The 26,529-nt window shown below is 70.7% G+C and carries 25 protein-coding genes and 2 pseudogenes; 18 read left to right on the top strand and 9 right to left on the bottom strand.

Features of this window, described 5'->3' with window-relative positions; translation table 11 throughout:
* Nucleotides 1-4: 4 nt before the first annotated feature.
* Nucleotides 5-1,144, bottom strand: a complete 1,140-nt coding sequence (locus tag ACIA8D_RS07590; protein WP_399229652.1) for a cupin domain-containing protein — start codon at nucleotides 1,142-1,144, stop codon at nucleotides 5-7.
* A 238-nt stretch (nucleotides 1,145-1,382) separates the two neighbouring features.
* Between ACIA8D_RS07590 and ACIA8D_RS07585 the strand changes: the two genes are divergently transcribed.
* Nucleotides 1,383-2,381 carry a LacI family DNA-binding transcriptional regulator gene (locus ACIA8D_RS07585; RefSeq protein ID WP_399229650.1) on the top strand — a complete coding sequence of 333 codons (999 nt, stop codon included), beginning with the start codon at nucleotides 1,383-1,385 and terminating at the stop codon, nucleotides 2,379-2,381.
* Between the two features lie 4 nt (nucleotides 2,382-2,385).
* On the opposite strand, the gene ACIA8D_RS07580 is transcribed toward ACIA8D_RS07585, so the two are convergent.
* The 3 genes from ACIA8D_RS07580 to ACIA8D_RS07570 all read right to left on the bottom strand — a co-directional run bounded on the left by ACIA8D_RS07580 (nucleotide 2,386) and on the right by ACIA8D_RS07570 (nucleotide 6,298).
* Entirely contained in the window at nucleotides 2,386-3,795 is a 1,410-nt protein-coding gene (locus tag ACIA8D_RS07580) for an amino acid permease (RefSeq protein WP_399229649.1), read from the bottom strand.
* Between the two features lie 134 nt (nucleotides 3,796-3,929).
* Nucleotides 3,930-5,291, bottom strand: a complete 1,362-nt coding sequence (gene hisD / locus ACIA8D_RS07575) for a histidinol dehydrogenase (protein WP_399229648.1) — start codon at nucleotides 5,289-5,291, stop codon at nucleotides 3,930-3,932.
* A gap of 95 nt (nucleotides 5,292-5,386) precedes the next feature.
* On the bottom strand, nucleotides 5,387-6,298 hold the full coding sequence (locus ACIA8D_RS07570; RefSeq protein WP_399229647.1) for a LysR family transcriptional regulator: 912 nt from the start codon (nucleotides 6,296-6,298) through the stop codon (nucleotides 5,387-5,389).
* A 127-nt stretch (nucleotides 6,299-6,425) separates the two neighbouring features.
* Between ACIA8D_RS07570 and ACIA8D_RS07565 the strand changes: the two genes are divergently transcribed.
* The 6 genes and pseudogenes from ACIA8D_RS07565 (at nucleotide 6,426) to ACIA8D_RS07540 (ending at nucleotide 10,739) form a co-directional block, all read left to right on the top strand.
* Complete coding sequence (locus ACIA8D_RS07565; protein WP_399229646.1) at nucleotides 6,426-7,316, top strand: carbon-nitrogen hydrolase family protein; 891 nt, start codon at nucleotides 6,426-6,428, stop codon at nucleotides 7,314-7,316.
* A gap of 42 nt (nucleotides 7,317-7,358) precedes the next feature.
* A pseudogene (locus ACIA8D_RS07560) lies at nucleotides 7,359-7,772 on the top strand (DAK2 domain-containing protein); the annotation flags it as partial.
* A gap of 66 nt (nucleotides 7,773-7,838) precedes the next feature.
* Nucleotides 7,839-8,300, top strand: a complete 462-nt coding sequence (locus ACIA8D_RS07555; RefSeq protein ID WP_399229689.1) for a ribose-5-phosphate isomerase — start codon at nucleotides 7,839-7,841, stop codon at nucleotides 8,298-8,300.
* A pseudogene (locus ACIA8D_RS07550) lies at nucleotides 8,300-9,074 on the top strand (triose-phosphate isomerase). The gene ACIA8D_RS07555 and the pseudogene ACIA8D_RS07550 overlap by 1 nt, the downstream one beginning before the upstream one ends.
* 1 nt (nucleotide 9,075) lies before the next feature.
* Nucleotides 9,076-9,876 (top strand): sugar phosphate isomerase/epimerase family protein, encoded by an 801-nt coding sequence (locus tag ACIA8D_RS07545; RefSeq protein WP_399229644.1) that lies wholly within the window; start codon nucleotides 9,076-9,078, stop codon nucleotides 9,874-9,876.
* Nucleotides 9,877-9,878: 2 nt separating this feature from the next.
* Nucleotides 9,879-10,739 (top strand): phosphogluconate dehydrogenase C-terminal domain-containing protein, encoded by an 861-nt coding sequence (locus ACIA8D_RS07540; RefSeq protein WP_399229643.1) that lies wholly within the window; start codon nucleotides 9,879-9,881, stop codon nucleotides 10,737-10,739.
* A gap of 28 nt (nucleotides 10,740-10,767) precedes the next feature.
* Here the strand turns inward: ACIA8D_RS07540 and ACIA8D_RS07535 are convergent, their stop codons facing one another.
* Nucleotides 10,768-11,586 carry a helix-turn-helix transcriptional regulator gene (locus tag ACIA8D_RS07535; protein ID WP_399229642.1) on the bottom strand — a complete coding sequence of 273 codons (819 nt, stop codon included), beginning with the start codon at nucleotides 11,584-11,586 and terminating at the stop codon, nucleotides 10,768-10,770.
* Nucleotides 11,587-11,726: 140 nt separating this feature from the next.
* On the opposite strand from ACIA8D_RS07535, the gene ACIA8D_RS07530 reads away from it, so the two are divergent.
* From ACIA8D_RS07530 to ACIA8D_RS07510, 5 genes are read left to right on the top strand one after another with little or no spacing between them, the layout of a single operon-like run.
* Complete coding sequence (locus ACIA8D_RS07530) at nucleotides 11,727-12,371, top strand: non-oxidative hydroxyarylic acid decarboxylases subunit B (RefSeq protein ID WP_399229640.1); 645 nt, start codon at nucleotides 11,727-11,729, stop codon at nucleotides 12,369-12,371.
* On the top strand, nucleotides 12,361-13,788 hold the full coding sequence (locus ACIA8D_RS07525) for a non-oxidative hydroxyarylic acid decarboxylases subunit C (RefSeq protein ID WP_399229638.1): 1,428 nt from the start codon (nucleotides 12,361-12,363) through the stop codon (nucleotides 13,786-13,788). Before ACIA8D_RS07530 ends, ACIA8D_RS07525 begins: the two co-directional genes overlap by 11 nt.
* A gap of 33 nt (nucleotides 13,789-13,821) precedes the next feature.
* Nucleotides 13,822-14,070, top strand: coding sequence for a non-oxidative hydroxyarylic acid decarboxylases subunit D (locus tag ACIA8D_RS07520; protein WP_399229636.1), 249 nt, complete (start codon nucleotides 13,822-13,824; stop codon nucleotides 14,068-14,070).
* A gap of 49 nt (nucleotides 14,071-14,119) precedes the next feature.
* The gene (locus ACIA8D_RS07515) at nucleotides 14,120-14,794 is read left to right on the top strand and encodes a HEAT repeat domain-containing protein (protein WP_399229635.1); all 675 of its coding nucleotides are present in this window, start codon (nucleotides 14,120-14,122) and stop codon (nucleotides 14,792-14,794) included.
* A gap of 2 nt (nucleotides 14,795-14,796) precedes the next feature.
* Entirely contained in the window at nucleotides 14,797-15,798 is a 1,002-nt protein-coding gene (locus tag ACIA8D_RS07510) for a HEAT repeat domain-containing protein (protein WP_399229633.1), read from the top strand.
* 36 nt (nucleotides 15,799-15,834) lie between these two features.
* On the opposite strand, the gene ACIA8D_RS07505 is transcribed toward ACIA8D_RS07510, so the two are convergent.
* Genes ACIA8D_RS07505 through ACIA8D_RS07495 form a run of 3 tightly spaced genes read right to left on the bottom strand, consistent with a single transcriptional unit; the run spans nucleotide 15,835 to nucleotide 18,891 of the window.
* The gene (locus ACIA8D_RS07505) at nucleotides 15,835-16,761 is read right to left on the bottom strand and encodes a glycine betaine ABC transporter substrate-binding protein (protein ID WP_399229632.1); all 927 of its coding nucleotides are present in this window, start codon (nucleotides 16,759-16,761) and stop codon (nucleotides 15,835-15,837) included.
* A 17-nt stretch (nucleotides 16,762-16,778) separates the two neighbouring features.
* A complete protein-coding gene (locus tag ACIA8D_RS07500) occupies nucleotides 16,779-17,702 on the bottom strand; it encodes an ABC transporter permease (protein WP_399229630.1) in 924 nt (307 codons plus the stop codon).
* A complete protein-coding gene (locus tag ACIA8D_RS07495; protein ID WP_399229629.1) occupies nucleotides 17,686-18,891 on the bottom strand; it encodes a glycine betaine/L-proline ABC transporter ATP-binding protein in 1,206 nt (401 codons plus the stop codon). Before ACIA8D_RS07495 ends, ACIA8D_RS07500 begins: the two co-directional genes overlap by 17 nt.
* Before the next feature lie 203 nt (nucleotides 18,892-19,094).
* Here ACIA8D_RS07495 and ACIA8D_RS07490 point away from each other — a divergent pair, with 203 nt between their 5' ends.
* The 5 genes from ACIA8D_RS07490 (at nucleotide 19,095) to ACIA8D_RS07470 (ending at nucleotide 25,319) form a co-directional block, all read left to right on the top strand.
* A complete protein-coding gene (locus ACIA8D_RS07490) occupies nucleotides 19,095-19,901 on the top strand; it encodes an IclR family transcriptional regulator (protein ID WP_399229627.1) in 807 nt (268 codons plus the stop codon).
* Between the two features lie 102 nt (nucleotides 19,902-20,003).
* Nucleotides 20,004-20,753 (top strand): IclR family transcriptional regulator, encoded by a 750-nt coding sequence (locus ACIA8D_RS07485; protein WP_399229687.1) that lies wholly within the window; start codon nucleotides 20,004-20,006, stop codon nucleotides 20,751-20,753.
* Between the two features lie 189 nt (nucleotides 20,754-20,942).
* The gene (locus tag ACIA8D_RS07480) at nucleotides 20,943-23,003 is read left to right on the top strand and encodes an FAD-dependent oxidoreductase (protein WP_399229626.1); all 2,061 of its coding nucleotides are present in this window, start codon (nucleotides 20,943-20,945) and stop codon (nucleotides 23,001-23,003) included.
* Nucleotides 23,004-23,025: 22 nt separating this feature from the next.
* Nucleotides 23,026-24,282, top strand: a complete 1,257-nt coding sequence (locus ACIA8D_RS07475) for an aromatic ring-hydroxylating dioxygenase subunit alpha (protein ID WP_399229624.1) — start codon at nucleotides 23,026-23,028, stop codon at nucleotides 24,280-24,282.
* Complete coding sequence (locus ACIA8D_RS07470) at nucleotides 24,279-25,319, top strand: FAD-binding oxidoreductase (RefSeq protein WP_399229622.1); 1,041 nt, start codon at nucleotides 24,279-24,281, stop codon at nucleotides 25,317-25,319. The genes ACIA8D_RS07475 and ACIA8D_RS07470 overlap by 4 nt, the downstream gene beginning before the upstream one ends.
* A gap of 78 nt (nucleotides 25,320-25,397) precedes the next feature.
* Here ACIA8D_RS07470 and ACIA8D_RS07465 read toward each other — a convergent pair whose 3' ends face one another.
* On the bottom strand, nucleotides 25,398-25,664 hold the full coding sequence (locus ACIA8D_RS07465) for a cupin domain-containing protein (protein ID WP_399229621.1): 267 nt from the start codon (nucleotides 25,662-25,664) through the stop codon (nucleotides 25,398-25,400).
* 181 nt (nucleotides 25,665-25,845) lie between these two features.
* Here ACIA8D_RS07465 and ACIA8D_RS07460 point away from each other — a divergent pair, with 181 nt between their 5' ends.
* Nucleotides 25,846-26,319 (top strand): MarR family winged helix-turn-helix transcriptional regulator, encoded by a 474-nt coding sequence (locus tag ACIA8D_RS07460; RefSeq protein ID WP_399229619.1) that lies wholly within the window; start codon nucleotides 25,846-25,848, stop codon nucleotides 26,317-26,319.
* The last annotated feature ends 210 nt before the right edge of the window (nucleotides 26,320-26,529 follow it).

Below are 26,529 nucleotides of genomic sequence, written 5' to 3'. Positions count from 1 at the left end.
CCGGTCACCAGGGCCGCGCGGAGCGGGGGAGCAGCGCGTACGGGGCGACGTAACCGTTGTGGTCCGGGCCGAGGCCCGCGTCGGCGGCGGCCTTGAGGACCTCCTCGTCCCACTCCAGACGGACCCGTCCGTCCCCGGAGTTGACCACCAAGAGGTCGCCCTCCTCCTCGCCGACGTTGCGCAGCGTGCGCCAGGCGTCCTGCGGCACCGACAGCATGTCGCGCGGGCCCAGCCGCACCGAGACCGGGTCGGTGCGGTTGAGGGTGACCTCCCACTCGCCGTTCTTGACGATCAGTGTCTGGGTCTCCTGCTGGCGGTGGAGCGAGACACCCTGGCCGGACTCGGCGCGCAGCCAGGCGACGTTGTGGCCGTGCGGGTTGAACACGCGTGGCTCCTGGTGCGGGTCCTCGGTCATGCCGTAGCCGATGACGCAGCTCAGGCGCGCGCCGCCGCCCGGAAGGCCGCTGTCGATGAACGGGTGCTCGGACCAGACGAGTTCCTCGGCGGCGGCGACCCGGCGCCGCATCTCCTCGGCGCTGTAGTGGCGCAGCCGGTCGATGTGCTCCTGCGCCATCGGCGTGACCCGCTCGGACTCCGGCGGGAGCTCGTCGCCCGCGACCGTGTCGACGAGCTTGTTGTCGGCGCTGAGGTACAGGCCGTGCTCGGCGGCCTCGCGCAGGACCGAGGGGCCCCAGATGATGCCGCCGGTGCGGTCCATGCCGAGCACGGTGAAAAGCCAGCCGTCGTCCGGCCCGGTGTTGGTGAAACCGCGGAAGATCCAGGTGGGCACGGACGCGATGTCGCCGGCCCGCAGCGGGAGTTCACCCTCCTCGCCGTCGGCGCCCCAGCGCAGCAGGTACTCGCCCTCGGTGCAGACGAACACCTCGGCCGTGTAGTGCAGGTGCAGATTGTTGGTGATGCCGTGCGGCATGGCGGCGGCGCCGATGTTGTAGCCGTGCGGCAGCCGCAGGTTGACGTGCTGGCCGGAGGACTGCGAGACGCCCGGCCCGATCATGGCGTAGTTCTCCTTCCGGTCCGAGCCGGGTGTACGGCAGTCGATGAAGGCCTGGTTGCAGGAGACGAAGTCGCTGCGCCGCACTGTGCGGCGCTCAAGGTCGGGCGTGGACACGACGACATCGGGCATGGGGGCTCCCTGGTGGACGAGCAGGTGGGTGAACGTATGCTGAATACGTATGCATTTCCATGACAGGCTTCCGCGGCGTGTCCTGTCAAGGGGTTCGAAACGAATTTCCAGACAGCTGGCGACCGGGTGGCGCTCAAGGCAATCGGGAGGGGCATACGTATACGGGGTGCCGGACGTATACTGTCCGGGCCGCGGGTTCAGGTTCCGGGCGGTACGAGGTGTCGACGAGGAGAGAGTCATGGCGATCACGAGTCACGACGTGGCGAAACTCGCGGGTGTCTCGCAGCCCACGGTGTCCCGCGCCCTGCGTGACGACTCCCGTGTCTCGCAGGCCACCCGAGAGAAGGTCAAGCGGGCCGCGCAGGCGCTCAACTACGTACCCAGCGAAGCCGGGCGCACACTGTCGACCCGGGCGACCCGTCGAGTCGGCGTCATCGTGACCGACATGACCAACCCGTTCTACCCGCACGTCGTCGCGCCGCTCCACGACGAACTCCAGCGGCTCGGCTACCGGATGATGCTGCTCACCGAGCGCTCCGACGAGGCGGTCGCCGAGGAGAAGCTGCTCGACCAGTCGCTCGACGGCGTCGTCCTCGCGACGGCCACCACCGACTCGCGCCTGCCCGCTCTGCTGGAGCGGCGCGGCATGCCGTACGTGTTCCTCAACCGGGACACCGGCCGGCCCGGCGACTTCGCCTCCGTCGTCGACAACGAGGGCGGTGGACGCCTCGTCGCGCAGGAGCTGGTCGGGCTCGGCCACCGCCGCATCGCGGGCATCTTCGGCGCGGCCAACACCACGACCGGCCGGGACCGTGAGCTGGGCTTGCGGCTGGCCCTGGCCGACGCCGGGATCGGGCTGCCGGACGACCGCGTGGTGCGCGGCGCGTTCGAGTACGAGACGGGGTACGCGGCGCTGCCCTCTCTCCTCGAGGCGGCCGAGCCGCCCACCGCGGTCTTCTGCGGCAACGACGTGGTCGCCATCGGCGTGCTCAACGCCGCGCTCGCGGCGGGCGTCAAGGTGCCCGACGACCTCACCGTCATCGGCTTCGACGATCTGCCCATGGCGGCCTGGGAGGTGTTCCGACTGACCACCGTCCGGCACGATCTGGCCGAACTCGCGTATCAGGCCGCCCGGTTGCTGGCCCGGCGGATCGCCGGGGAGGTCGACGCCGACGGTGAACGCCTTGTCCTGCCGACCGAGTTCGTCGAGAGAGCCACCCACGCCAAGGCCCGCTGAACCCTTACGACCCGGAGACCGCGCCGACGCGTTCGGCGGTGGCCGCGGGCGCCGCCCCAAGGCGTCGCTGTCGCACCACGCCCACGGTGGCGAGCACCGCGGCGAGCCCGAGCGAGAGCCACAACTCTAGGCGGTGGCCGGGCAGTACGGCCATCAGGACCAGCACCCCGGCGATGAACGCGATGGTGGCGAGTGTCAGGTAGGGGAAGCCCCACATGCGTACATCGGTCGGCCGCTCGCCCTTGCGGCGCACGGCGTACTGCGTCAGCGCGATGACCATGTACATCATCAGCGCGATCGCCCCGCTGGAGGCGATGAGGTACGAGAACACGTCCGGCAGCAGATAGTTGGCGATCACCGCGGCGATGCCCACGACCGTCGACGCGAGGACCGCGTTGCGCGGCACACCCTGCCGCGAGGTCCGGGCGAAGGCAGCCGGGGCGTCACCGCGTCCCGCCAGCGAGAACAGCATCCGTGACGCCGTGTAGACGGCGGAGTTGAGGCAACTGCACACGGCGACCACAAGGACCACGTCCATGATCCGGGCGGCGCCCGGGATGTTCATCCGGTCCAGGACCGCCTGATAGGACCCGGCCCTCAGGCCGTCGGCGTTCCACGGCACGAGGCAGACCACGACGAGGATCGAGCCGATGTAGAAGAGGCCGAGGCGCCACACCACCGCGCGGATCGCCTTCTTGATGTTCTTGCGCGGCTCCTCGGACTCCGCGGCCGCGATCGTGACGATCTCGCTGCCCTGGAAGCTGAACATCGCGGTGAGCAGACCGGCCAGGATCGCCGTGACACCTTGCGGGGCGAACCCGCCGTGGCGCCACAGGTTCGAGACACCATGGGTGTCGGAGCCGGGCAGCACACCGAGGATCGCGAGCGCCCCGAGGACCAGGAACGCCACGATCGCGACGACCTTGATCAGGGAGAACCAGTACTCGAACTCGCCGTAGTTGCGCACCGCCAGCAGATTGCTGCCGGTCAGCACGAGGATCACCGCGAGGGCCGGTATCCAGCTCGGGATCGAGGTGAGCCCCGCGACGACCTCGCCGGCGGCGATGGCCTCGATGGGGATGACCAGGATGTAGAACCACCAATAGAGGTAGCCGATCGAGAACCCGGCCCAGCGGCCGAGCGCCCGGTCCGCGTACGTGGAGAAGGAGCCCGTGTCGGGGTTGGCGACGGCCATCTCGCCCAGCATCTGCATGACGAGCACCACCAGTGCTGCCGCCAGCAGGAACGAGACGATCACGGCCGGACCCGCGGTGGCCACGGCGGCCGACGAACCGACGAAGAGACCGGCACCGATCACCCCGCCGATGGAGATCATCGTGATCTGGCGGCCCTTCAGGCCCTGGGTGAGCGTCGCGCCCGCGGCGGGGGACGGCTCGGGAGGTGGGTGTTCCATATGAGGATCCTTGGCTCGCGGACGAGGTGGGAGCCACGCCGCGCCTGACTGGCACGCAGGGTCCCGGACGAGGGGTGGGCCGGGGACGGGCACCGACGACGGCACCGCCCCCGGCCCGGCGGTGGGAGGAGCGGTCAGAGCTGCTCGCGCAGCGCGGCCGGGACATCGTCGAACGCGCCCGAGGTGCGGCCGATCCTGTCGATGCGCAGCGTCGCGGTCGCGCCGTGCGCCGCCAGGCCCTCGAAGGCGGAGATCCGCTCGACGGCCGGGGCGAGCGCCGCCGTGCCCTCCTTCGCGGCCCGCTGGTACGTCAGCGGCTTGAGGAACCGGGAGACGGAGAGGCCGGCGTTGTATCGCGCGGTCTTGCCCGTCGGCAGCACGTGGTTGGTGCCGGCGATGCCCTTGTCGGAGTACGCGACGGTGGACCACGGCCCGATGAACAGCGAGCCGTAGTTGGAGAGGTTCTCCAGGTAGAAGTCGTCGTCCTCGGTGTGCACTTCGAGGTGCTCGGGGGCGATGACGTCCGCGACGGCGACCGCGGCGTCCCGGTCCTCGACCACGATCACGGAACCGAAGTCCCGCCACGCCGGTCCGGCGATGTCACGGGTGGCGAGGGTGGCGAGCTGGCGCTCCATCTCCGCGACGACGGCCTGCCCGTTCCGCTCCGACGTGGTGATCAGCGCGGCGGGGGAGTTGGGGCCGTGCTCGGCCTGGCCCAGCAGGTCGGCCGCCACCCACACCGGGTCGGCGCTGTCGTCGGCGATGACCGCGACCTCGGAGGGGCCGGCGAGCAGGTCGATGCCGACCTGTCCGAACAGCTGCCGCTTGGCCTCGGTGACGAACGCGTTGCCCGCGCCGACCAGCATGTCCACCGGGGCCTCGCCCAGCAGACCGAAGGCCATCGCGCCGAGCGCCTGCACACCGCCGAGGGCGAACACCCGGTTGGCGCGCGAGAGGTACGCGCCGTACAGCACCGCGGGGTGGGCGCCGTGCTCACCCGACGGCGGAGTGCAGGCCACGACCGTCGGCACACCGGCTGTCTTGGCGACGTTGACCGTCATGAACGCGCTGGCGAGCAGCGGGAAGCGGCCGGCCGGGAGATAGGCACCGACGCGGGAGACCGGCACGTACCGCTGGCCGCCCTTCACGCCGGGGGCGACGTCGATCTCGAAGTCCGTGAGGTGCTCGCGCTGCGCGGCGGCGAAGGTGTGAGTCCGCTCGTAGCCCATCTCCAGGGCGGCACGGACGTCCGGGGGAAGCGCGTCGCCGGACTTCTTCAACTCGGTGGCCGAGACCTCCAGTTCGCCGGACCAGCCGTCCAGCTCCTGGGCGTAGGCACGCACCGCGTCCATGCCCTTGTGCTCGATTTCCTTGAGCATCTCGGAGACGCGCTCGACCACCTTCGGGTCGCGCTGGGCGGGCGGTCCGTCGACGGACGGCTTCTTGAGCCACTTGAGGGGAGGGAGTGCCTGGGCTTCGTGGTGCGTGATCTGCATGGCGAGGACGCTAGACGGGCTGCTGCCACAGGACTAGAGGGGCGAGTCCTGTCACATCCACTGGGTTTCCCTGTGGTGTGTCGTGGCGGCCCCTGTCACAGTCCCCGCGCGGCGCGGATCTCGCGCAGGGTGTCCTCGGCGATCCGGGCCAGTTCGCGGGTGGCGCGGGACAGCGGGTGTCCCCGGCGCCGTACCAGCGCGATGGTGTCGTAGAGGGGGTCGGCGAAGGAGGCCGTGTGCAACCCCGCGGGGAACGCCGGACTCTCGACCACGGCGCGGCTGGCGATCGTGTCGCCGACCCCGGTGGTCACCAACTTGAGGGCGGCTTCGACGTGTTCGAGTTCGATCAGGGGGTCGACGCGGACGCCGGCGAACTGGGCGCGCTCGGCGAGCTGCCGCCGCGTCGGGTCCTGCCAGCCGTAGTGCGCGTCGTACAGGACGAGGGGCGCCCGCGCGAAGTCCTCGATGGTGAGGGGTGTGCGAGTGCGTTCCTCGCTCGCGCTGACGTAGCACACCTCGTCGCGCAGCAGCGGTGTCACCTGGAGCTCCTCGTCGTCGATGGGGAGGACGACCAGCCCTGCCTCGATGCGCCCGGCGGCCACGGCGGCGGCGGTCTCGGCCGAGTTCTGTCCCACGAGCCGCACCCGCACCGACGGATAGCGGGCGTGGAACAGCTGCACCAGATTGGAGAGCAGGTAGTAGTCCGCGTTGCGCAGGACGCCGAAGGTGGCCGTGCCGCCGCCGAGCGAACCGAGCGAGTGCACGGCCCGGGTGCCACTGTCGGCGGCCGCCACGGACTGCTGGGCGTACGGCAGCAGCTCCTGTCCCGCCGAGGTCAGCGCGAGGGTGCGGCTGCCGCGCAAGAACAGCTCGGCGTCCAGTTCCGCCTCCAGCCGGCGCACGAGTTCGGAGGCGGATGCCTGGGCGATGTCCATGGCCCGCGCCGCCGCGGTGAACGACCCGAGCCGCTCCGCTTCGACGAAGGCCCTCAGCTGGTTGAGGGTCATGCGGCCACAGGCTAGCCCTGTGCCTGCCGCAGGAAACAGGGGGGTTGTCCGATGAGATGCGGGCTGGTTGGCTCGTGCGGGCCCCACACACCGCGCACCGCCCCTGCCCGGAAGGTTCCTCCCGCCGATGACCAGCAGCCCCCTGTCGATCTGCCTCGTCCAGTCGGCCGCGTACCAGCACACGGCGGACGACGGCCTGGACGCGTTCGCGGCGGACGTACGCCGCGTCACCCGCGCCCACCCCGGCGCCCGGCTGCTGGCCTACCCCGAGCTGCACCTGTGCGGCCACCGGCCGCACGAGGACCCCGAGACGGTCATGACGGCGGCCGCCGAGCCACTGGACGGCCCCCGCGGCGCCCGCCTCGCCGCTCTCGCGCGCGAGACGGGCGTGTGGCTCGTGCCAGGAAGTGCCTACGAACGTGGCGCCGACGGCCTGATCTACAACACGGCGCCGGTGTACTCGCCCGAGGGCGAGCGCGTCGCCGCATACCGCAAGATCTTCCCCTGGCGGCCCTACGAGACCACGGCTTCCGGCACGGAGTTCGTCGTCTTCGACATGCCCGGGTACGGGCGCGTGGGCCTGTCCATCTGCTACGACGCCTGGTTCCCCGAGGTCACCCGGCACCTGGCCTGGCAGGGCGCCGACCTGGTCCTCAACCTCGTGCGCACACCGACCGTCGACCGCACCCAGGAACTCGTCCTGGCCCGGGCCAACGCGATCGTGAACCAGGTCGCCATGGCCAGCGTCAACGCCGCGCAGCCGGACGGCATCGGCCGCAGCCTCGTCGTCGACCCCGAGGGCCGGGTGCGCGCCGAGGCCGAGTCCGCCACGGACCAGATCGTCACGGACGTCCTCGACCTGGGCGAGGCCCGCCGGGTGCGTACCCACGGCACGGCGGGCCTGACACGGGTGTGGGACCCCTTCACCGCCGGCCAGCCGTCCCTCGAACTCCCCCTGTACGGAGGCCGAATCGACCCCGAGCGGTGGCGTGAGGCACTCCCGGACGGCGAGCGGTAGGGCGGCGACGTACGACGTGGGCGCCGGCCGGATTCTCCGACCGGCGCCCACGCGCATGCTCAAGTAGCCTTGTCTGCCAAGGCGGGCGGCACCTCCGGCGCTCTGTGGGGCATCGTCCTGCGCGCCCTCGGCGACGCGCTCGGCGACACCGATCGGCCGCCCCCGGCGTCCGTCGCCCACGGAGTCCTCGAGGCGTTCGAGGGCGTCCGCAGGACCGGCGGCGCCGAGGTCGGCGACAAGACCATGGTCGACGTCCTCGTGCCCTTCGCCGAGTCACTCACCCAACAAGTCCATGCGGGCGCCGAGTTGGCCGCCGCGTGGGACACCGCCGCCGGCGCCGCTTAACGCGCCGCGCGCGACACCGCCCATCTGCTGCCCCGGATGGGCCGCGCCCGCCCGCACGCCGAGAAGTCCCTCGGCACCCCCGACGCGGGCGCCCACTCCCTCGCCCTGATCGTCCGCGCCGTCCACGGCGCGCTCGCCGCCTGCAAAGAACCCCCGTTGAGCTTTAAGGAAGGCGACATGAGTGAGAAGCTGCGGATCGTCGTCGGCCGCGACGACGCCGGATTCCAGTACAAGCAGGCCCTCAAGCGGGACCTGGAGGCGAGCGACCTGGTCGCATCCGTCACCGACGTGGGCGTGGACGCCGAAGGCCACACCGCCTACCCGACCATCGCCATCGAGGCCGCCGAGCGCGTCGCCCGCGGCGAGGCCGACCGGGCACTCCTCGTATGCGGCACCGGCCTCGGCGTCGCCATCGCCGCCAACAAGGTCAAGGGCATCCGCGCCGTCACCGCACACGACTCCTTCTCCGTCGAGCGCGCGGTCCTCTCCAACAACGCCCAGGTCCTCACCTTTGGCCAGCGCGTCGTCGGCCTCGAACTGGCCCGCCGCCTCGCCGCCGAATGGCTCACCTACCGCTTCGACGACACCTCCGCCTCTGCCGCGAAGGTCCAGCTGATGTGTGACTACGAGGCCGCCTGATGAACACCCCTGTCCCACCCGTCCTGCTCGGGGTGAGCCTGAAGATGTACTTCGGCCACCACGAAACCCTCAACTGGGCACGCCAAATCGTCTAGTTGGCGGACCAACATCCTGCCGTCACCAGCGGCAAGGCGCGCCTGTTCGTGCTGCCCGCCTTCCCCGCGATCGTCCCGGTCCACGGGATCCTCGCCCGCGGTGCCGTCGACGTCGGCGCCCAGGACATCACCACCGACGACGTGGGGCCTAGTGTCCGGGCCGTACCTCAAGGAGATCGGCTGCCGCTACGCCGAGGTCGGGCACGCCGAGCGCCGCCGCCTGTACGGGGAGGGTGACACGGTCGTCGCCGCGAAGACCGCCGCCGCCCTGCGCAACGACCTCACCCCGGTCCTGTGCGTCGGCGAACTCGACCCCGTCGACCCGGCCGAGGCCGCCCGCCGCACCGTCGCCGAAGCCGCCCGCCTGCTGTACGGCCTCGAAGGCCCCGTCGTCCTCGCCTACGAGCCGCAGTGGGCCATCGGCGCACCCGAACCGGCCTCGCCGGCACACATCACCACCGTGTGCGCCGCGCTCGGTGAGTGGCTCAACTCCCGTCCCGAGCACGCCGGTTCCACCGTGATCTACGGCGGCAGCGCGGGCCCCGGCCTGCTCACCCGCCTCGGCGACTCCGTCGGCGGTCTCTTCCTGGGCCGCTTCGCCCACGCCCCCGACGCCGTCGCCCGCATCCTCGACGAAGTCGACGCACGAAAGGTCGACACACGAGAGGCGGTGGCCTGACATGGCCTACGGCATCAGCACCTACGCCTACTTCTGGCGCATCTCCGCGCGCGCCCCGAAGCCGATGTCCCTGGAGGACATGCTCGTCGACACCAAGGAACTCGGCGGCCAGGTCTTCCAGATCTGCGACTACCCGGCCATCGAGACGTACGACGCCGCGCAGCTCGCCGACGTACGCGACGCGGCTCGCGACCTGGGCCTGACCCTGGAGCTCGGCACCCGCGGCGTACGCACCGAGCACCTGGCCAAGTACCTCGACATGGCAGGTGGGTTGGGCGTCACGCTCATCCGCTCCATGATGAACACCGTCGACCACCGACCCTCGGTGGACGAGGCCACGGCCCTGCTCCGGCAGGTGGTCCCGGCGTACGCGGCGGCAGAGGTGACCCTCGGCCTGGAGACGTACGAGCAGGTCTCCACCGAGGATCTGATCACCGTGGTCAAGGAGGTCGACGACCGGCACCTCGGCGTCGTCCTCGACCCCGGCAACAGCGTCGCCCGCCTCGAACGACCGGTGGACGTCGTCGAGTCGGCGGCCTCGTACACGGTGAACATCCACGTCAAGGACTTCGCCTTCACCCCCCGCGACGGCTGGGTCGGCTTCACGTACGCCGGCGCGCCGCTGGGCACCGGACTCCTCGACTACGAGGGCATGATCGCCGCCGTCCGGCCGGACGAGCGCGGCATCAACCAGATCGTGGAGCACTGGCTCCCGTGGCAGGACGGCGGCTTCGACGCCACCGCCGAGCTCGAACACCAGTGGACCAAGCACAGCATCAGCACACTCCTGAAGGGCGAATGAACATGGCCGCCGAGAACAACAAGACCGTTGCCGTCATCGGGGCCGCCGGTAAGATGGGCCAGCGTGTCTCCAACAACCTGGTCGAGAGCGACTTCACCGTCCTCTTCTCCGAGAGTTCCCCCAAGGGCCAGGAGCTGATCCGCTCGCTCGGCCGTGAGCTGACCGACTCCGAGACCGCCGCCCAGCAGGCCGATGTGCTGATTCTGGCCGTGCCGGACATCGTCCTCGGCAAGGTCTCCGAGCAGCTCGTCCCGCTCCTGAAGCCGGGAGCCGTCGTCCTCACTCTCGACCCCGCGGCCGCGTACGTGGGCCTGCTGCACCCCCGCGCCGACGTGCACTACGTGTGCGCCCACCCCTGCCACCCGTCCGTCTTCCTCCAGCGCAAGACGCAGGCCGAGCTCGACGACACCTTCGGTGGCATCGCGGCCCAGCAGGAGGTCGTCGCCGCGTACGAGGGCGGCGACGCCGACAAGCAGGCGCTCGCCGAGTCCGTCATCCGCGTCATGTACGCGCCGGTCGTCGACGTCCACTGGGTCACCGTCAAGCAGCTCGCCGTCCTGGAGCCGACCCTCGTCGAGACCATCGCCTGCATGGTCGGCGCCCTGCTCAACGAGGCGCTGCACGAGACCGTGCACACCGTCGGCGTCCCGGAGAAGGCGGCGCGCGCCATGCTCCTCGGGCACACCCAGGTCGCCCTCGCCAACACCCTCAAGGGCGACAACCCGTTCTCCGACGCCTGCCTGATCGCCATGGACCACGGCCGTGACTCCATCGTCAAGGACGACTGGAAGAAGGTCTTCGACGACGGCGAACTCGACAAGGTCATCACCAAGATGCTGAAGATCAAGGAGATCCGCCGCTGAGGCGACACCTTCAGTCGGGCCCTCGCGCTCAGGCCCCCGCCCGGAACGTCCCCGGTGTCACTCCGGTCCGCAGCCGGAAGAACTTCGTGAAGTCACTGGGGTCGTCGAACCCGAGCCGCCCCGCCACCTCCTTCGCGGACAGGCCGCTGTGCCAGAGCAGCCGCTTCGCCTCCAGGAGGACCCGGTCGTCGACGTACTGCTTCGCGGTGCGCCCGGTCGCGGCGAGGGCGGCCCGGGTCAGGGTGCGGGGGCTGTAGCCGAGGGCCGCCGCGTAGTCCTCGACGCGGCGGGTCACCGCGTGGTCGCGTTCCACCGCCGCGTGGAAACGGTGGAAGGTGTCCCGGGACGCGGCCGGTGCCGCCTCGCGTACCGCCGCGAGCCGCATCACCAGCACCGAAAGCAGCGCGCGCAGCACCTCGGCATGGGTGCCCAGCGGGAGCGAGGACATCGCCCCGTACTCGTACGCGAGGTGCTCGACGGCCCGCCGCACCGACTCCGCGTCCTGGCCGCGCGGGGTCAGCGGGCGCTGTTCGTACGGCGGGTCCATGTGCGCCGCCGAAACGGTCGCCGGTGCCAGGAAACCGGCCTTGAACAGCACGATCACACCGTCCGCCGACGCCAGATCCGGCCCGAAGCGCTGCACCTGCCCCGGCCGGATCCACAGCCACGACCCCGGTCGAAGCTCGTACTCGACGAAGTCCACGGCCACCCGCAGCGGCCGCTCCCGCGCGCCGATCAACTGGTGGAAGACGGGCCGCAACGGCGCGTACGGGTCGTTGCCGTGCCGCAGCGAACGGTCGTGCAGGTCGGCCAGCTCCGCCACCTCGACGCCGGCCGGTGCACCCACGGTCGGCGTGTACGCGAGATCTCGGACCTCCGGGTGTACGTGTCTGATTTTCCCCATCGTGAGTCCCGAGCGTACCGCTGCCGCACCCGTCCCGCCGCCTAGCGTGAAAGCACAGGTCAGCGACGTGTGAGGAGTGTCCTGTGCGATTGGTCGTGGGAATGACCGGGGCGACGGGCGCCCCGTTCGGTGTCCGGCTCCTGGAGTGTCTGCGGGAGCTGCCGGACGTGGAGACACACCTCGTGCTCTCCCGCTGGGCGCGCACCACGATCGAGCTGGAGACCGGCTTGAGCGTGGCCCAGGTGTCCGCGCTCGCCGATGTCACCCACCATCCCGACGACCAGGGCGCCACCATCTCGTCCGGCTCGTTCCGCACCGACGGCATGGTCGTCGTGCCCTGCTCCATGAAGACGCTCGCCGGCATCAGCGCCGGATACGCCGACGGACTCGTGGCCCGCGCCGCGGACGTCGTCCTCAAGGAGCGGCGCAAGCTCGTCCTCGTCCCGCGCGAGACACCACTGAGCGAGATCCATCTGCGCAACATGCTCGAACTCGCCCGCATGGGCGTGCAGTTGGTGCCGCCCATGCCCGCCTTCTACAACCACCCGCGCACCGTCGACGACATCGTCGACCACATCGTCGCCCGGGTCCTCGACCAGTTCGACCTGCCCGCACCGGCCGCCGAGCGCTGGGCCGGCATGCGCGCCGCCCGCGCAGCGCGCGACGCCGAGGCCACCGGGGCCACAACTTCCGTACCGTACGAAGGAGTTCATCAGCATGCCCTATGACGATCTGCGCAGCTTCCTCGGCACCCTGGAGAAGGAGGGCCAGCTGCTGCGCATCTCCGACGAGGTGCTGCCCGAGCCCGATCTCGCGGCTGCCGCCAACGCGACGGGCCGCATCGGCGAGAACGCCCCCGCCCTTTGGTTCGACAACGTCAAGGGCTTCACCGACGCTCGGATCGCGCTGAACGTGCACGGCTCCTGGGCCAACCACGCCCTCGCGCTCGGGCTGCCGAGGAACACGCCCGTCAAGGAGCAGGTCGAGGAGTTCGCGCGACGCTGGGACGCCTTCCCCGTCGCCCCCGAACGCCGCGAGGACGCGCCCTGGCGCGAGAATACCCTGGAGGGCGACGACGTCGACCTGTTCTCGGTCCTGCCCCTGTTCCGGCTCAACGACGGCGACGGAGGCTTCTACCTCGACAAGGCCGCCGTCGTCTCCCGCGACCCCGAGGACCCGGACGACTTCGGCAAGCAGAACGTCGGCACGTACCGCATCGAGGTCATCGGAGCGAACCGCCTCGCCTTCCAGCCCGTCCCCATGCACGACGTCGCGCAGCACCTGCGCAAGGCCGAGGAGGTCGGCGAGGACCTGCCCATCGCCATCACCCTCGGCAACGACCCGGTGATGGCGATCGTCGCCGGCATGCCGATGGCGTACGACCAGAGCGAGTTCGAGATGGCCGGCGCGCTGCGCGGCGCGCCCGCCCCGATCGCCACCGCGCCGCTCACCGGCTTCGACGTGCCGTGGGGCAGCGAGGTCGTCATCGAAGGTGTCATCGAGTCGCGCAAGCGGCAGATCGAGGGCCCCTTCGGCGAGTTCACGGGCCACTACTCGGGCGGCCGCCGGATGCCGGTCATCCGCGTCGACCGCGTCTCGTACCGCACCAACCCGGTCTTCGAGTCCCTCTACCTCGGCATGCCGTGGACCGAGTGCGACTACCTCGTGGGACCCAACACCTGTGTGCCGCTGCTCAAGCAGCTGCGCGCCGAGTTCCCCGAGGTGCAGGCCGTCAACGCCATGTACACACACGGCCTGATGGTGATCATCTCGACGAAGAAGCGGTACGGCGGGTTCGCCAAGGCCGTCGGCATGCGCGCCATGACGACACCGCACGGGCTCGGCTACGTGGCCCAGGTGATCGTCGTCGACGAGGACGTGGACCCGTTCAATCTGCCGCAGGTCATGTGGGCGATGTCGGCGAAGGTCAACCCGAAGGACGACGTCGTCGTCATCCCGAACCTGTCCGTCCTCGAACTCGCGCCCGCCGCGCAGCCCGCCGGTATCACCAGCAAGATGATCATCGATGCGACGACGCCCGTGGCGCCCGACGTCCGCGGCAACTTCTCCACGCCCGCCAAGGACCTGCCCGAGACGGCCGCATGGGCCCAACGCTTGCAGGACATGATCGCCGCCCGCCGCTGAGCTCCCTCTCTTTCTCTCGAAAGGTCAACACCCATGAACGACCAGCTGGTTGCCGGCGCCGAGTGCCCCCGCTGTCCCGCCGACACCGTCACCTGCCTCGCCACGTCCCCCGTCCCCGGGGTGTGGGACGTGCTCCAGTGCACCCGTTGCCTCTACACCTGGCGCACGAGCGAACCCGACCGCCGCACCCGGCGCGACGCCTACCCCGCCGCCTTCAAGCTCACGGACGCCGACATCGAGAACGCCATCGAGGTTCCGGCGGTGCCGCCGCTGCGCGTTTGACCTTGACACGGTGACAAGGTCTTCACTGCTTGCCGAGGAGGTGGTCTTGATGACGATCACTGGGCAGGACACGGCGGCCTCGCGCGCCTTGCGGGGGCTGGAGGACACGGACGTCTCGGTGCGGCTGCGGGCCGCGCTGGCGATCGGCTCGGCGCCGGACCCGTGGTTCGTCGGCAAATTGGTCGAGCGGTGCGCGGTCGAGCCGGAGTTCTTCGTCCGCGACATGCTGACCTGGGCGCTCACCCGGCACCCGGTGGACCTGACGCTGCCCGCGGTGGTCCGCGAGGTGCGCTCCGAGCGGGCGCAGGCGCGGAGCCAGGCGCTGCACACGCTCTCCAAGCTCGGGGACCCCGGCGCGTGGCCGGTGATCACACGGGAGCTGCTCACCGACGCCGACGACGAGGTCGCGCGCAGCGCCTGGCGGGCCGCCGTCGTCCTCGCGCCGGACGACGAGCGGGAAGACCTGGCCGGTGTGCTCGCGACGCAGCTCGGCCGGGGCGGGCGCGAGACGCACCTGAGCCTGAGCCGCGCCCTCGTCGACCTCGGCGACGCGGCCGGGCCCGCCGTGGACGCGGCCGCGACCACCGCCGGCGACCCGGCGGTGCGCGCGCACGCGCTCGCCACCCAGCGGGTCCTGCGCGATCCCGACACCGGTATCGGCTTCGCGATCGAGGACGCCAAGCGCGTCGTGGCGCTCGACGGGGCTCCCGTGAGGGACGATTGAGTGTGCTGATCGGTGAGGTGGCGCGGAGGTCCGGGGTCAGTGCCCGGATGCTCCGGCATTACGAGTCGCTGGGCCTGGTGCGGCCCTCGGAACGCACCGGCTCCGGGTACCGGGAGTACTCGGGCGACGACATTCGGCGGATCTTCCACATCGAGAGCCTGCGCTCGCTCGGGCTTCCGCTGCGGGAGATCGGGCGCGCGCTCGACGAACCGGACTTCACGCCCTCGGCACTGGTCGGTGATCTGATCCGGCAGACGCGCGAACGCATCGCGGCCGAGACCGAGTTGCTCACGCGGCTGAGCCGGATCGACGCGGCGGGACCCGCGGACTGGGAGGACGTTCTCCAAGTCGTCGCGCTGCTGCAGGCGTTGAGCTCGAAGAGTGCCGACGCACGGCAGCGCGCGGCCCTTTCGTCGGGCGGCCAGGATGCGATGCCCGTGGCGGCCCTGGTCGAGGCGGTGCTGAGCGAGACGGACACGAACGTCGCCGGGGCGCTGCGCTGGGCGTTGGCGCGCTCGGGCGGCGCCGAAGGACCGCCCCTGCTGGCGGAGGCGCTCGACTCGCCGGTGGCCGCCGTACGGGAGCGGGCCGCGCAGTGCCTCGCCGAGCTGCCCGGCGAGGAGGCCGCGGCGGCGCTCCGGAAGGCCCTCGACAGCTCCGACGCCGTGGTTCGTGCGCGGGCCGCCGTGGCGCTCGGCAGCCGTGGAGCGGCGGACGCGGTGCCGGAACTCGTCGACATGATCGTGGCGGGCAGGAACGACACCGACGCGGCGGACGCGCTGAGCGTGCTGGCGGGCGACCCCGAGGCCACGGAGCGCATCGCCGCGGCGCTCGTCGACCGCCTCGCCGACGATGCACCCGCCCGCGGCCGGCTCACCCAGGCGCTGGCGGGCATCCCGGGCGCGCAGGCGACCCGCGCCCTCGTCGAGCTGTCGACCGACGAGGACCGTGCCGTGGCCCTGACCGCGACGTATCTCCTCGGCCTGCGCGCCACCGACCAATGATGTCAGTGGCCCGCAGGTGTCACCGCGTTTCCGGTGTCACTTCACCCAGCTGTCCACCAGCTTCTTGTTGCCGTCGATCCATTCCTTCGCGGCCTCCTGCTCGTGGCCGGTGCCCTTTTTCTGGAGGAGGAGTTCCAGGCTGCCGAGCTGGGCGCTGGTCATGCGGAAGTTCTTGAGCCAGCCGGCGACCTCGGGGTTGGCCTTGGAGTAGCCCTTGGAGGCGACCATCTGGACCTTGTCGGGCTTGCCGTAGGCCTTCTTGGTGTCCTTGAGGACCTTGAGCGGCATCTTGGTGTACGCCCAGTGCGGCCGCCAGAGCGTGACCACGATCGGCTTCTGGTTGTTGATCGACTTCTGCAGGGCGGAGAGCATCGCGGAGGTGCTGGACTCGGAGAGCTCGTACTCGGACTTGAGCCCGTAGTCCGGCAGGACGGGGGAGCGGGTCAGACGCATCAGACCCGAGCCCGCCTCGATGCCCACGATCTTGCCGCCGAACTCCTTCGACTTCCCCTTGAGATCCTCGATGGTGTTGACGTCCTTGACGTACTTGGGGACGGTCAGATTGAGGTCGGCCGGCTCGTACCAGGTGCCGAGCTTCTCCATCTTGGGGCCGAGTTTCTTCCAGTACGTCTCGTGGGTGACCGGCAGCCAGGCGTCGAGGTAGATGTCGGCCTGCTTGTTGGCGATGCCGGTGTACGTGCTGGCGATGTCCAGGTCACGGACGTCGACCTTGTACCCCTTGTCCTCCAGGATCTGCTTCCACAGGAAGGTCGCGGAGACCCCCTCGTCCCATCCGGCGACGTAGGCCAGCTTGACCGTCTTCGAGCCGCCGCCACCGCTGTCGTCGTCGGAGCCCCCCTCGACCTTCGAGGTGTTCCCGCTGCATGCGGTGGCGAGCAGGGTGAGCGCTGCGGCGGTGCAGCCGAAGAGGTAGGTGGTGCGGCGGCGTCGATTGCGGATCATGGCTGGTGCTCCTGTCTTCACGCGGAAACCGGAGTGGTGGACGAGGCCGGAGCGGACGACTTCTCCGTGTCGGCCACCGGGGTCGTGGCGGGACGCCCGCGGCCCGGACGACGGCGGATGCGGGGGGTGGCGAGGGCGCTGGTGACGCGGTCGAGGAAGATGGCGAGGAACACGACGGCGAGGCCGCCCTGGAAGCCGATCCCCACGTCGAGCTGGCTGATGCCGCGCACCACGATGGTCCCCAGACCGTCGGCGCCGACCATGCCGGCGATGACGACCATGGACAGTGCCAGCATGATGACCTGGTTGATGCCGGCCATGATCGAGGGCAGGGCCAGGGGGAGTTGGACACCGCGCAGGATCTGGCCGTGCTTGGCCCCGAAGGCGTGCGCCGCCTCCACGACCTCCGGATCGACCTGCCGGATGCCCAGTTCGGTGAGGCGCACGGCCGGCGAGACGGCGAAGGCGATGGTGGCGACGACGCCGGGGACGAGGCCGATGCCGAAGAAGAAGACGGCCGGAATCAGGTAGACGAAGACCGGCAGCGTCTGCAGGAAGTCGAGAACGGGCCGAACCAGCGTGCTGGCCAGCGGACTTCGCGCGGCCCAGATGCCGATCGGCACCCCGATGACGACGGCGAACACCGATGCGACCACGACGACGGCGAGCGTCTGCATCGCCGGGGTCCACAGGCCCATGCCCTGGATGAGGAGGAACGCCGCCAAGGTGTAGACGGCGAAGAACCAGCCCCGAGCGAGGAACGCGAGCACCGTGAACACCGCGATGATGACCAGCATATGAGGGGCCGTCAGCACGAAGAGGACCGCGTTGACCAGTTCCGTCATCACGGAGGTGACGGCGTCGAAGAGACCGCTGAGATTCTCGGTCAGCCAGTCGACGGCCTTGTTGACCGGAGTGCCGAGATCAACGCTGAACAGCATCGGCCACCTCCTCCTGTGAGCTGCCTGATGCTTCGGAAGTATCGTCCTGATCGCGGGAGTTGGGAGCCTGTGGCGCGGACAGGGCGGTGAGCAGTGCCGCGCGGGGCACGACCCCGAGCAGCCGCCCGTCGTCGTCGGTCACGGCCAGCGGCACCGAGTACCGCCCGGCCGCCGGGAACAGGTCCACCAGCAGCGTGTCGGGGCCCGCCCGCCCGTAGGCGTCGGTCAGGCACTCCGGGCTGTCGCGCAGCGAGGCGTGCCCGGCTTCGGCGGCCCGTGCGACGGCGTCGTCGTGGGCGACTCCGACCACGGCCCCGTCGGCGTCGAGGACGTAGACGGCGCCCGCCTCGATGTCCGCGAGGGAGCGCAGGACGTCGCGCGGGTCGTCGTCGAGCCCGGCCGTCGCGAGCGGTTCGCGCATGACGGCGCGGGCGGTCAGTACGCGGGAGCGGTCGACGTCGGAGACGAAGTCGCGTACGTAGGCGTCGGAGGGGGAGTCGAGGATGTCGGTCGCGGTGCCGAGCTGCACCACGCCCCCGTCGCGCATGACCATGATCCGGTCGCCGAGCCGCATCGCCTCGTTGAGGTCGTGGGTGACGAAGACGATGGTGCGGCGCAGATCGCGCTGGAGGCCGAGCAGCAGGTCCTGCATGTCCCGGCGGATCAGCGGGTCGAGGGCGCTGAACGGCTCGTCCATGAGCATGATCTCGGCATCGGTCGCCAACGCCCGGGCCAGGCCCACGCGTTGGCGCATGCCGCCGGAGAGCGCGCTGGGGTAGGAGTCGGCCCAGTCGGCGAGGCCGACCGTGCGCAGCGCCCAGTCGGAGCGCTCCTGGCGTTCGGCGGCGGTGCCGCCGCGCAGCCGGATGCCGTACGCGGCGTTCTCGCGGACCGTGCGGTGCGGGAAGAGCGCGAAGTGCTGGAAGATCATATTGACCTTGCGGTTGCGCAGTTCGCGCAGGTTCGCCTGATCCATGGCCAGCAAGTCCCGGCCGTCGACGCTCAGTTCGCCCGACGTCGGCTCGACGAGGCGGTTGAGCATCCGGAGCAGGGTCGACTTCCCGGACCCGGACAGACCCATGACGACGAAGAGTTCGCCGGGTTCCACGGTGAAGGACACGTCGCGCACCGCATGGACCGGGTTGTCGGCGGTCTCGAAAATCTTGTTGAGCCGTGCTGCTTCTATCACCGTGCCCCACCTCCGGGGAACCGCGCGAGGCGGCTGGAACGCATGTCCGAGCTGGTGTTTCGCATTGCGCAACAGATGTGCAGTACGGTGTGACGATGCCGTTGATCGTGACGGCGCGTCAAGGCTCTTGCGTACGGGCAACCGCGAATTAACGTCGACGGGTGGCGAGTTGGGCCGTCGGGGCGGGGCGGGAGGGTGCTGTGGTGACGACCGGCAGCCGTGGGCGAGCGCGCGATCGTGCGGTGCAGTCCGTCGACCGGGCCGTGTCGGTCCTGCAGATCCTGGCGGTCCGTGGCGCGTGCGGCGTCACCGAGATCGCCGGGCAGCTCGGCGTCCACAAGACGACCGTGTTCCGGCTGCTCGCCACCCTGGAGGCGCGCGGCCTCGTCGAACAGGGGGCGGAGCGCGGCCGTTACCGGATCGGGCATCCGCTCACTGAACTCGCCGCCGCGGCCGTCGCCACGACCACCGACCTGTTCCTCGTCAGCCGCCCGGTCTGCCAGGAGCTGGCGCAGACCGCCGGTGACACGGTGAACCTCTCGGTCCGCGAGGGCCGGGACGTGGTCACCGTCGGGCAGGTCGCCGGGGAGGCCTCGATCGCGAGCGTCGACTGGGTCGGCAAGCGCTGCCCGCTGCACGCCACCGCCGCCGGCAAGATCTTCCTCGCCCACCCCGCCCCCGACCGGCACGGACGGCTGCCCGCGGACCTGGCGAACGGCGAGGGCCTGGAGCGGTACACCCCGCACACGATCACCGGCCAGGAGCGCCTCGCGGCGGACCTCGCCGCCGTCCGCGAACGGGGTTACGCCGTCTCGTACGAGGAGCACGAGATCGGCCTGGTGTCCCTGGCCGCGCCGGTCCACGCCCTCGGCGACACGGTGGTCGCCGCCGTGACCCTCTCGGGACCCGCCTTCCGCATCCGCGAGGACACCGTCCCCGAACTGGCCGGTCAACTGCTGACCGCCGCCGAGCGGATCTCCTGGCGACGGGGGCAGGTCAAGCGGGGCTGAGCCGGGCGCGGCCGGGCCCGCGGCGGTCGGCACCGGTGTGCGCAGGCGCTTCCTGGATAGGCTCCCCGTATGAGCAGCAAAGGCCGCGCGCGGGACACGTCGGTGCAGTCGGTGGACCGGGCGGTGTCGATTCTCCAAGTGCTGGCCGTGCAGGGCCCGTCCGGCGTCACGGAGATCGCCGACGCCCTGGACATCCACAAGTCGACGGTCTACCGGCTGCTCGCCACGCTGGAGTCGCGCGGCCTCGTCGAGCAGGACAGCGAGCGCGGCAGCTACCGCATCGGCTACACCGTCGTCGAGCTCGCGGGCGGCGCGACCAAGGGCAACGACCTGTCGCTGCTGAGCCGGCCGGTCTGCCAGGAGCTCGCCGTCGCCGTCGGCGAGACGGTGAACGTGGCGGTCTACGACGGCGAGGCCGTCATCAGCATCGACCAGGTGCTCGGCAACGCGGCCATCACCAGCATCGACTGGGTCGGCAAGCGCACGCCCCTGCACGCCACGTCGGCGGGCAAGGTCTTCCTGGCGCACATGCCGCAGCCGGAGGCCGCCGGGATCCTCGAGCAGCCGCTGGAGGAGTTCACGCCGCACACCATCACGGACCCGGCCCTCCTGAAGGAGCAGCTGCAGGGGGTGCGCGAGCTCGGCTACGGCGTCATCAGCGAGGAGCTGGAGATCGGTCTCGCCTCGCTGTCCGCCCCCATCAGGTCGCTGAACGGCGAGGTCATCGCCACCGTGACCGTCTCGGGGCCGACCTTCCGGATCAACGACCACACGATCTCCGGGCTCGCCGAACAACTGGTGGCGGCCGGCGAGAAGATCTCGTGGCGCAAGGGGTACATCCGGCGCGGTTGATCACGCGTCCGATTACGTAGCGGTAGGGGTTGACGGCGCGCACTGACGCGCCGCACATTTGTCTCGCATCGCGTTGTTGTTTCATATCGCGAAACGGGAACGTGGCGACGTCGTCGTCACGCCGCCATCCCCGTCGGCACAGCCACCACATCCGGGCCCCAGAGCTTCCCTGCCTTCATTGGAGCTGTCGTGCGCGCACCGAACACGAACCTGGATCCCCTGCTCCAGCCCTTCCGGCTGAAGCACCTCACCCTGCGCAACCGAGTGGTCAGCACGTCCCACGAGCCCGCCTTCGGCGAGGACGGACTGCCCAAGGACCGCTACCGCGCCTACCACCTGGAGAAGGCCCGCGGCGGCGTCGGCCTGACGATGATCGGCGGCTCCGCGGTCGTCTCTCCCGACAGCCCGCCCTCGTTCGGCAACCTGCTGCTCCACCGCGACGAGATCGTCCCCTGGCTGCGCCTGCTCGCCGACGACGTGCACGCGGCGGGCGCGGCCGTCATGTGCCAGGTCACCCACCTCGGGCGCCGCACCAGCAACTGCACGGGGGACTGGCTGCCGGTGGTCGCCGCGTCCCCGCTGCGCGAGCCCGCCCACCGCGCGTTCCCCAAAGCCGCCGAGCCCTGGGACCTGGACCGGATCGTCGCCGACTACGCCGCCGCGGCGGTGCGCTGCAAGGAGGGCGGCCTGGACGGCATCGAGTTGCAGTCCTACGGCCACCTCCTCGACGGCTTCCTCTCCCCGGCCACCAACCACCGCGACGACGAGTACGGCGGCGACCTGGAGCACCGTATGGCCTTCCCCCGCCGCGTGATCCGGGCGGTGCGGGAGGCGGTCGGCCCCGAGTTCGTCGTCGGGATCCGCATGGCGCTGGACGAGGACCTCGACGGCGGCCTCACCTTCGCCGAAGGCCTGGCAGCCGCCGGGCAGTTCGCCGTCGACGGGATCGACTTCATCAGCGTCATCCGGGGCACCATCGAGTCCGACGCCTCCCTGTCGCGGACGATCCCCTCGATGGGCACCCCACTCGGCCCCTTCCTCGACTTCGCCGGTGAGATACGCCGCCGCCTCGACATCCCCGTCATGCACGCCGCCCGCGTCGCCGACCCCGCCACCGCCCGGCACGCCCTGCGCGAAGGGCTCCTCGACCTCGTCGGCATGACCCGCGCGCAGATCGCCGACCCGCACCTCGTCGCCAAGATCCGCTCCGGCGACGAGGACCGCATCCGCCCCTGTGTCGGGGCGAGTTACTGCCTGGACGCGATCTACGACTCCGGCGACACCAAGTGCGTCCACAACCCGGCCACCGGCCGTGAACTCCAGATCCCGCACACCGTCCCGGCCGCAACGGGGCCGCGCCGCAAGGCAGTTGTCGTCGGCGGCGGACCCGCCGGCCTGGAAGCCGCCCGCGTCCTCGCCGAACGCGACCACGACGTCGTGCTGTTCGAGGCGAGCGACCAGGCGGGCGGGCAGATCCGGCTCGCCGCGCAGAACCCACGCCGCCACGACCTGCTCGGCATCGTCGACTGGCGCGTCGCCGAGTGCAAACACCTCGGCGTCGATCTGCGCCTGGGCGCGTACGCCGAAGCCTCCGACGTGCTCGCCGAACACCCCGACCTCGTCCTCGTCGCCACCGGCGGCCTCCCCAACCGTTCCTTCCTCGCCGCGGGGGAGGGGCTCGTCGCGGACACCTGGGACGTGATGTCCGGCTCCCTGCACCCGCGCGTGGGCAGTGTGGTCCTCGTCTACGACGACCACGGCGGCTACCCGGCCATGGACGCCGCGGAACTCCTCGCCACGCACGGCGCCCGCCTTGAGTACGTGACACCGGAACGCACCCTCGCCCCCGACGTCGGCAGCATGAACTCACCCGCGTACCTGCGAGCGTTCACCGAGCACGATGTCGCCGTCACGCTCGCCCGCCGCCTGCGCGCCGTGCGCCGGGGCGGGGACGGCCGGCTCGTGGCGACCCTGTTCAGCGAGTACACCCGCACCGAGACCGAACGCGTCGTGGACCACGTCGTCGTCGAGCACGGCACCCTCCCCAACGACGAGCTCTACACCGACCTGCTGCCCGCCTCCAGCAACCTCGGCGAGGTCGACCACCGGGCCCTCCTCGCCCGCGAGCGACAGGCCGTCGTCCGCAACCCGGCGGGCCGCTACCAGCTGTTCCGCATCGGCGACGCCGTCACCAGCCGCAACATCCACGCCGCCGTGTACGACGCGCTGCGCCTGTGCCTGCCGGTCTGACGAGCTTTCGGAGAGACACGCCATGACTGTTCACGCCTCCGACACCGCCCCCGCCGACCTCGTCGCCCGCCGCGCCGCCGGCCACAGCCTCGAAGCCCCCTTCTACGTCAGCGACGCGTTCTTCCGCCTCGACGTCGACGCCGTCTTCGCCCGCAGCTGGATCTTCGCGGCCGCGGAGGCCGAGCTCCCCGAACCCGGCGACTACGTCACGCTCACCGTCGGCCCGTACTCCGTCATCATCGTGCGCGACGACGACGAGGAGGTCAGGGCCTTCCACAACGTGTGCCGCCACCGGGGCACCCGCATCCTCAACGACGAGCGCGGCTCCGTCGGCAACATCGTCTGCGGCTACCACCACTGGACGTACGGCGTCGACGGGCAGCTGCTGCACGCCGAGTCGCAGCCACCCGACTTCGACCGCTCGTGCTTCGCGCTGCGGCCGGTTCACCTGCGTACGGTCGCCGGCCTCGTCTTCCTGTCCCTCGCCGCCCAACCGCCCGCCGATTTCGACGAGTTCGCCGAAAGCGTCGAGCCCTACCTCGCCCCGCACAACCTGGCGCGCGCGAAGGTCGCGCAGCAGATCGACCTCGTCGAGGACGGCAACTGGAAGCTCACCATGGAGAACAACCGCGAGTGCTACCACTGCGCGGGCCACCCCGAACTCCAGCGCTGCTACTTCCCGCTCTACAACTTCACCGAGGACGAGGTGCCGCCGGGCATGCGGGCCACCTACGAGCGCTTCCAGAAGGCCGACGCCGAGGCCCGCGCCGCGTACGAGTCCCTCGGCCTGCCCTACGCCGCCATTGAGGACCTGGTTGAGCGCCCCACTGGATTCCGCATCGAGCGCGAACCCCTCGACCTCGCGGGGGAGTCCTTCACCCCCGACGGCAAGGCGGCGGTGCGGCGCCTGCTCGCCGACTTCCCGACGGCCCGGCTCGGCCACCTCGGCCTCCACCTCCAGCCCAACGCCTGGTTCCACTTCTCGGCCGATCACGCGGTGCTGTTCTCCGTCGTCCCGCTCGCCGCGGACCGCACCCTCGTCCGCACCACCTGGCTCGTGCACGCGGACGCCGAGGAGGGCGTCGACTACGACCTCGACACCCTGACCGGCGTCTGGGTGGCCACCAACGAACAGGACGCGGTCTTCGTCTCCCGCGCCCAGCTCGGCGTGAGCAGCCCCGCGTACGCACCAGGCCCGTACAGCCCGACCGAGTCCCAGGTCGAGGACTTCGTCGCCTGGTACATCACCCGGCTCAAGGCGCACATGGAGGGGCCATGACGACAGCGACGCTGACGGCGGCGGGATCCCCGCCCGCCTGGTCCGACGGTCTGCTGGTGTGCCAGCAGGTCCACGACGTGACGGCGGACGTGCGGACCTTTGTCCTCGCCCCCACCGAACCGCGACTCTTCCGCCACGACCCCGGCCAGTTCCTCACCCTCTGCCTGGACATCGACGGCGATTCCGTCGAGCGCTGCTACACCCTCTCCTCGGCGCCCACCCGCCCCGACCTCGCCACCATCACGGTGAAACGCGTACCCGGCGGCCGGGTGTCCAATTGGTTGCACGACCACCTGACACCCGGCAGCACGGTGTGGGCGCGCGGCCCCCTCGGCCGGTTCACCATCCACCAGCACCCCGCGCCGAAGTACCTGTTCCTGTCGGCGGGCAGCGGTGTCACCCCGCTGATGTCGATGACCCGCACGCTGTACGACCTGGCCCACCCCGTGGACGTCGTCTTCGTCCACAGCGCCCGCACCTTCGACGACATCATCTTCCGCCGGGAACTGGACTTCATCACGGCCGCGTCCCCCAACGTCCGGGTGCGCCACCTCCTCGACGACCACGGCGAGCAACTGAACGCCCAGGTGCTGCGCGCCGTGGCCCCCGACTTCGCGGAACGAGAGGTCTTCACCTGCGGCCCGGCCGGCTATATGCGGGCGGTACGAGGGATGCTCACGTCCGAGGGCTTCGACATGGCCCACCACCACGAGGAGAGCTTCGCCTTCGAGGCGCCGGTGGCGGCCGAGCCCGAGCCGGGAGCCGCGATCGGCACCGGCTTCAAGGTCCAACTGGCCCGCACCGGACGGACCATCGAGTGCGACGCCGAGACGCCCGTCCTGGCAGCCGCGGCGCGCGAGGGCATCACGTTGCCCGCCTCGTGCGCCCAGGGCATGTGCGGCACCTGCAAGACGAGCCTGCTGTCAGGCTCGGTCGACATGCGGCACGCGGGCGGCATCCGTCCCCGCGAGATCGCCGTCAACAAGATCCTGCTGTGCTGTTCGACGCCGCGGGAGGATCTGGTCATCGACGTCTAGGGCTTGTCGTTTGGATCAGGCCCCGCGAGCCCGGCCTGATCCAAACGACAGGCCCTAGCTCCCCTCGGCAGGCGGCGGTCACTCGGCCCAGGGGAGCGGGATCCTGTCGTCCTTGCCGGGCAGCATCGCCCTGCCGCCGACGGCCATGGCGACCAGCGCCTGGGCGGGCCCGCCCACCGCCTTCACCTGCCGTACGACCCCGGCGGGCAGGATGACCGCCTGTCCGGCCGCGGCCCGCCCGACCTCGCCCTCGATGTCCACCTCGAACTCGCCGCCCAGCGGCATCCAGACCTGTTCCCGGTCGATGATGTGCACCGGCGTGGCGGAATCGGCGCCCAACTCCACGCGTCACGTGCTGACTTCGGCGCTCCCTTGGCTGGGGGCCGCGAGCCCGAACATCGCACCGGCGGGGCTCTTGGTCGTCCGCTGGGCGCTCTCACTGATCACGTTCATGTCGCCTCCTGTATAAAGTGGCTTTACTCGCGATGAGTAAAGTCACTTTATTCAGGTGTGTCAAGATGAGGGCATGGAGACCAGTGACCCCCTCGAGCGCACCGAACTGACCTTCCTGCTCGGGATGGCGTTCCAGTTGGTGCTCACCGAGTTCGTGAGCCGCGTGGACGCCGCCGGCTACTCCGAACTGAGGCCCGTGCACGGCCTCGTCTTCCAGATGCTGAAGGGCTCCGGCGCGACCAGCAGCGAACTCGCCGAGGGTCTCGGTGTCACCAAGCAGGCCGCGGGCCAGATCATCGACGACCTGGAGAAGCGGGGATACGTCGAACGTCGGCCCCACCCCGCGGGCGGCCGCCGCAAACTCGTCGTGCTGACCGACAAGGCCACGGAGCACCTCGCCGTGGCCGGACGGATCCTGCACGACCTGGAAGGCCAACTCGCCGAGCGCCTCCGCGAAGCCGGGCGGGAGATGCCGCGGGCGGAACTCGCCGCCATCGTCCGCACGTTGGCGGGCGACAAGGTTCCGCCGCTGCGTCCGGTGTGGTGAGCCCCGCGAGTTCGGCCGGTCGGTGACGGTGCCCGCTGGTGTGCCGTGTCGAGGCGGCCCCGGGCACACGCTCCTGATGGCGCTCGCCCTCGCGATCCCCGTCGTCTAGGGCTTGTCGTTTGGATCAGGCCCCGCGAGCCCGGCCTGATCCAAAAGACAGGCCCTAGCTCCCCTCGGCAGGCGGCGGTCACTCGGCCCAGGGGAGCGGGA

It is taken from the genome of Streptomyces sp. NPDC051684 (assembly GCF_044453445.1).
Lineage (GTDB): Bacteria > Actinomycetota > Actinomycetes > Streptomycetales > Streptomycetaceae > Streptomyces.
Note: the sequence above shows the minus strand (reverse complement) of the source record. Positions and strands in the feature narration are given on the sequence as shown.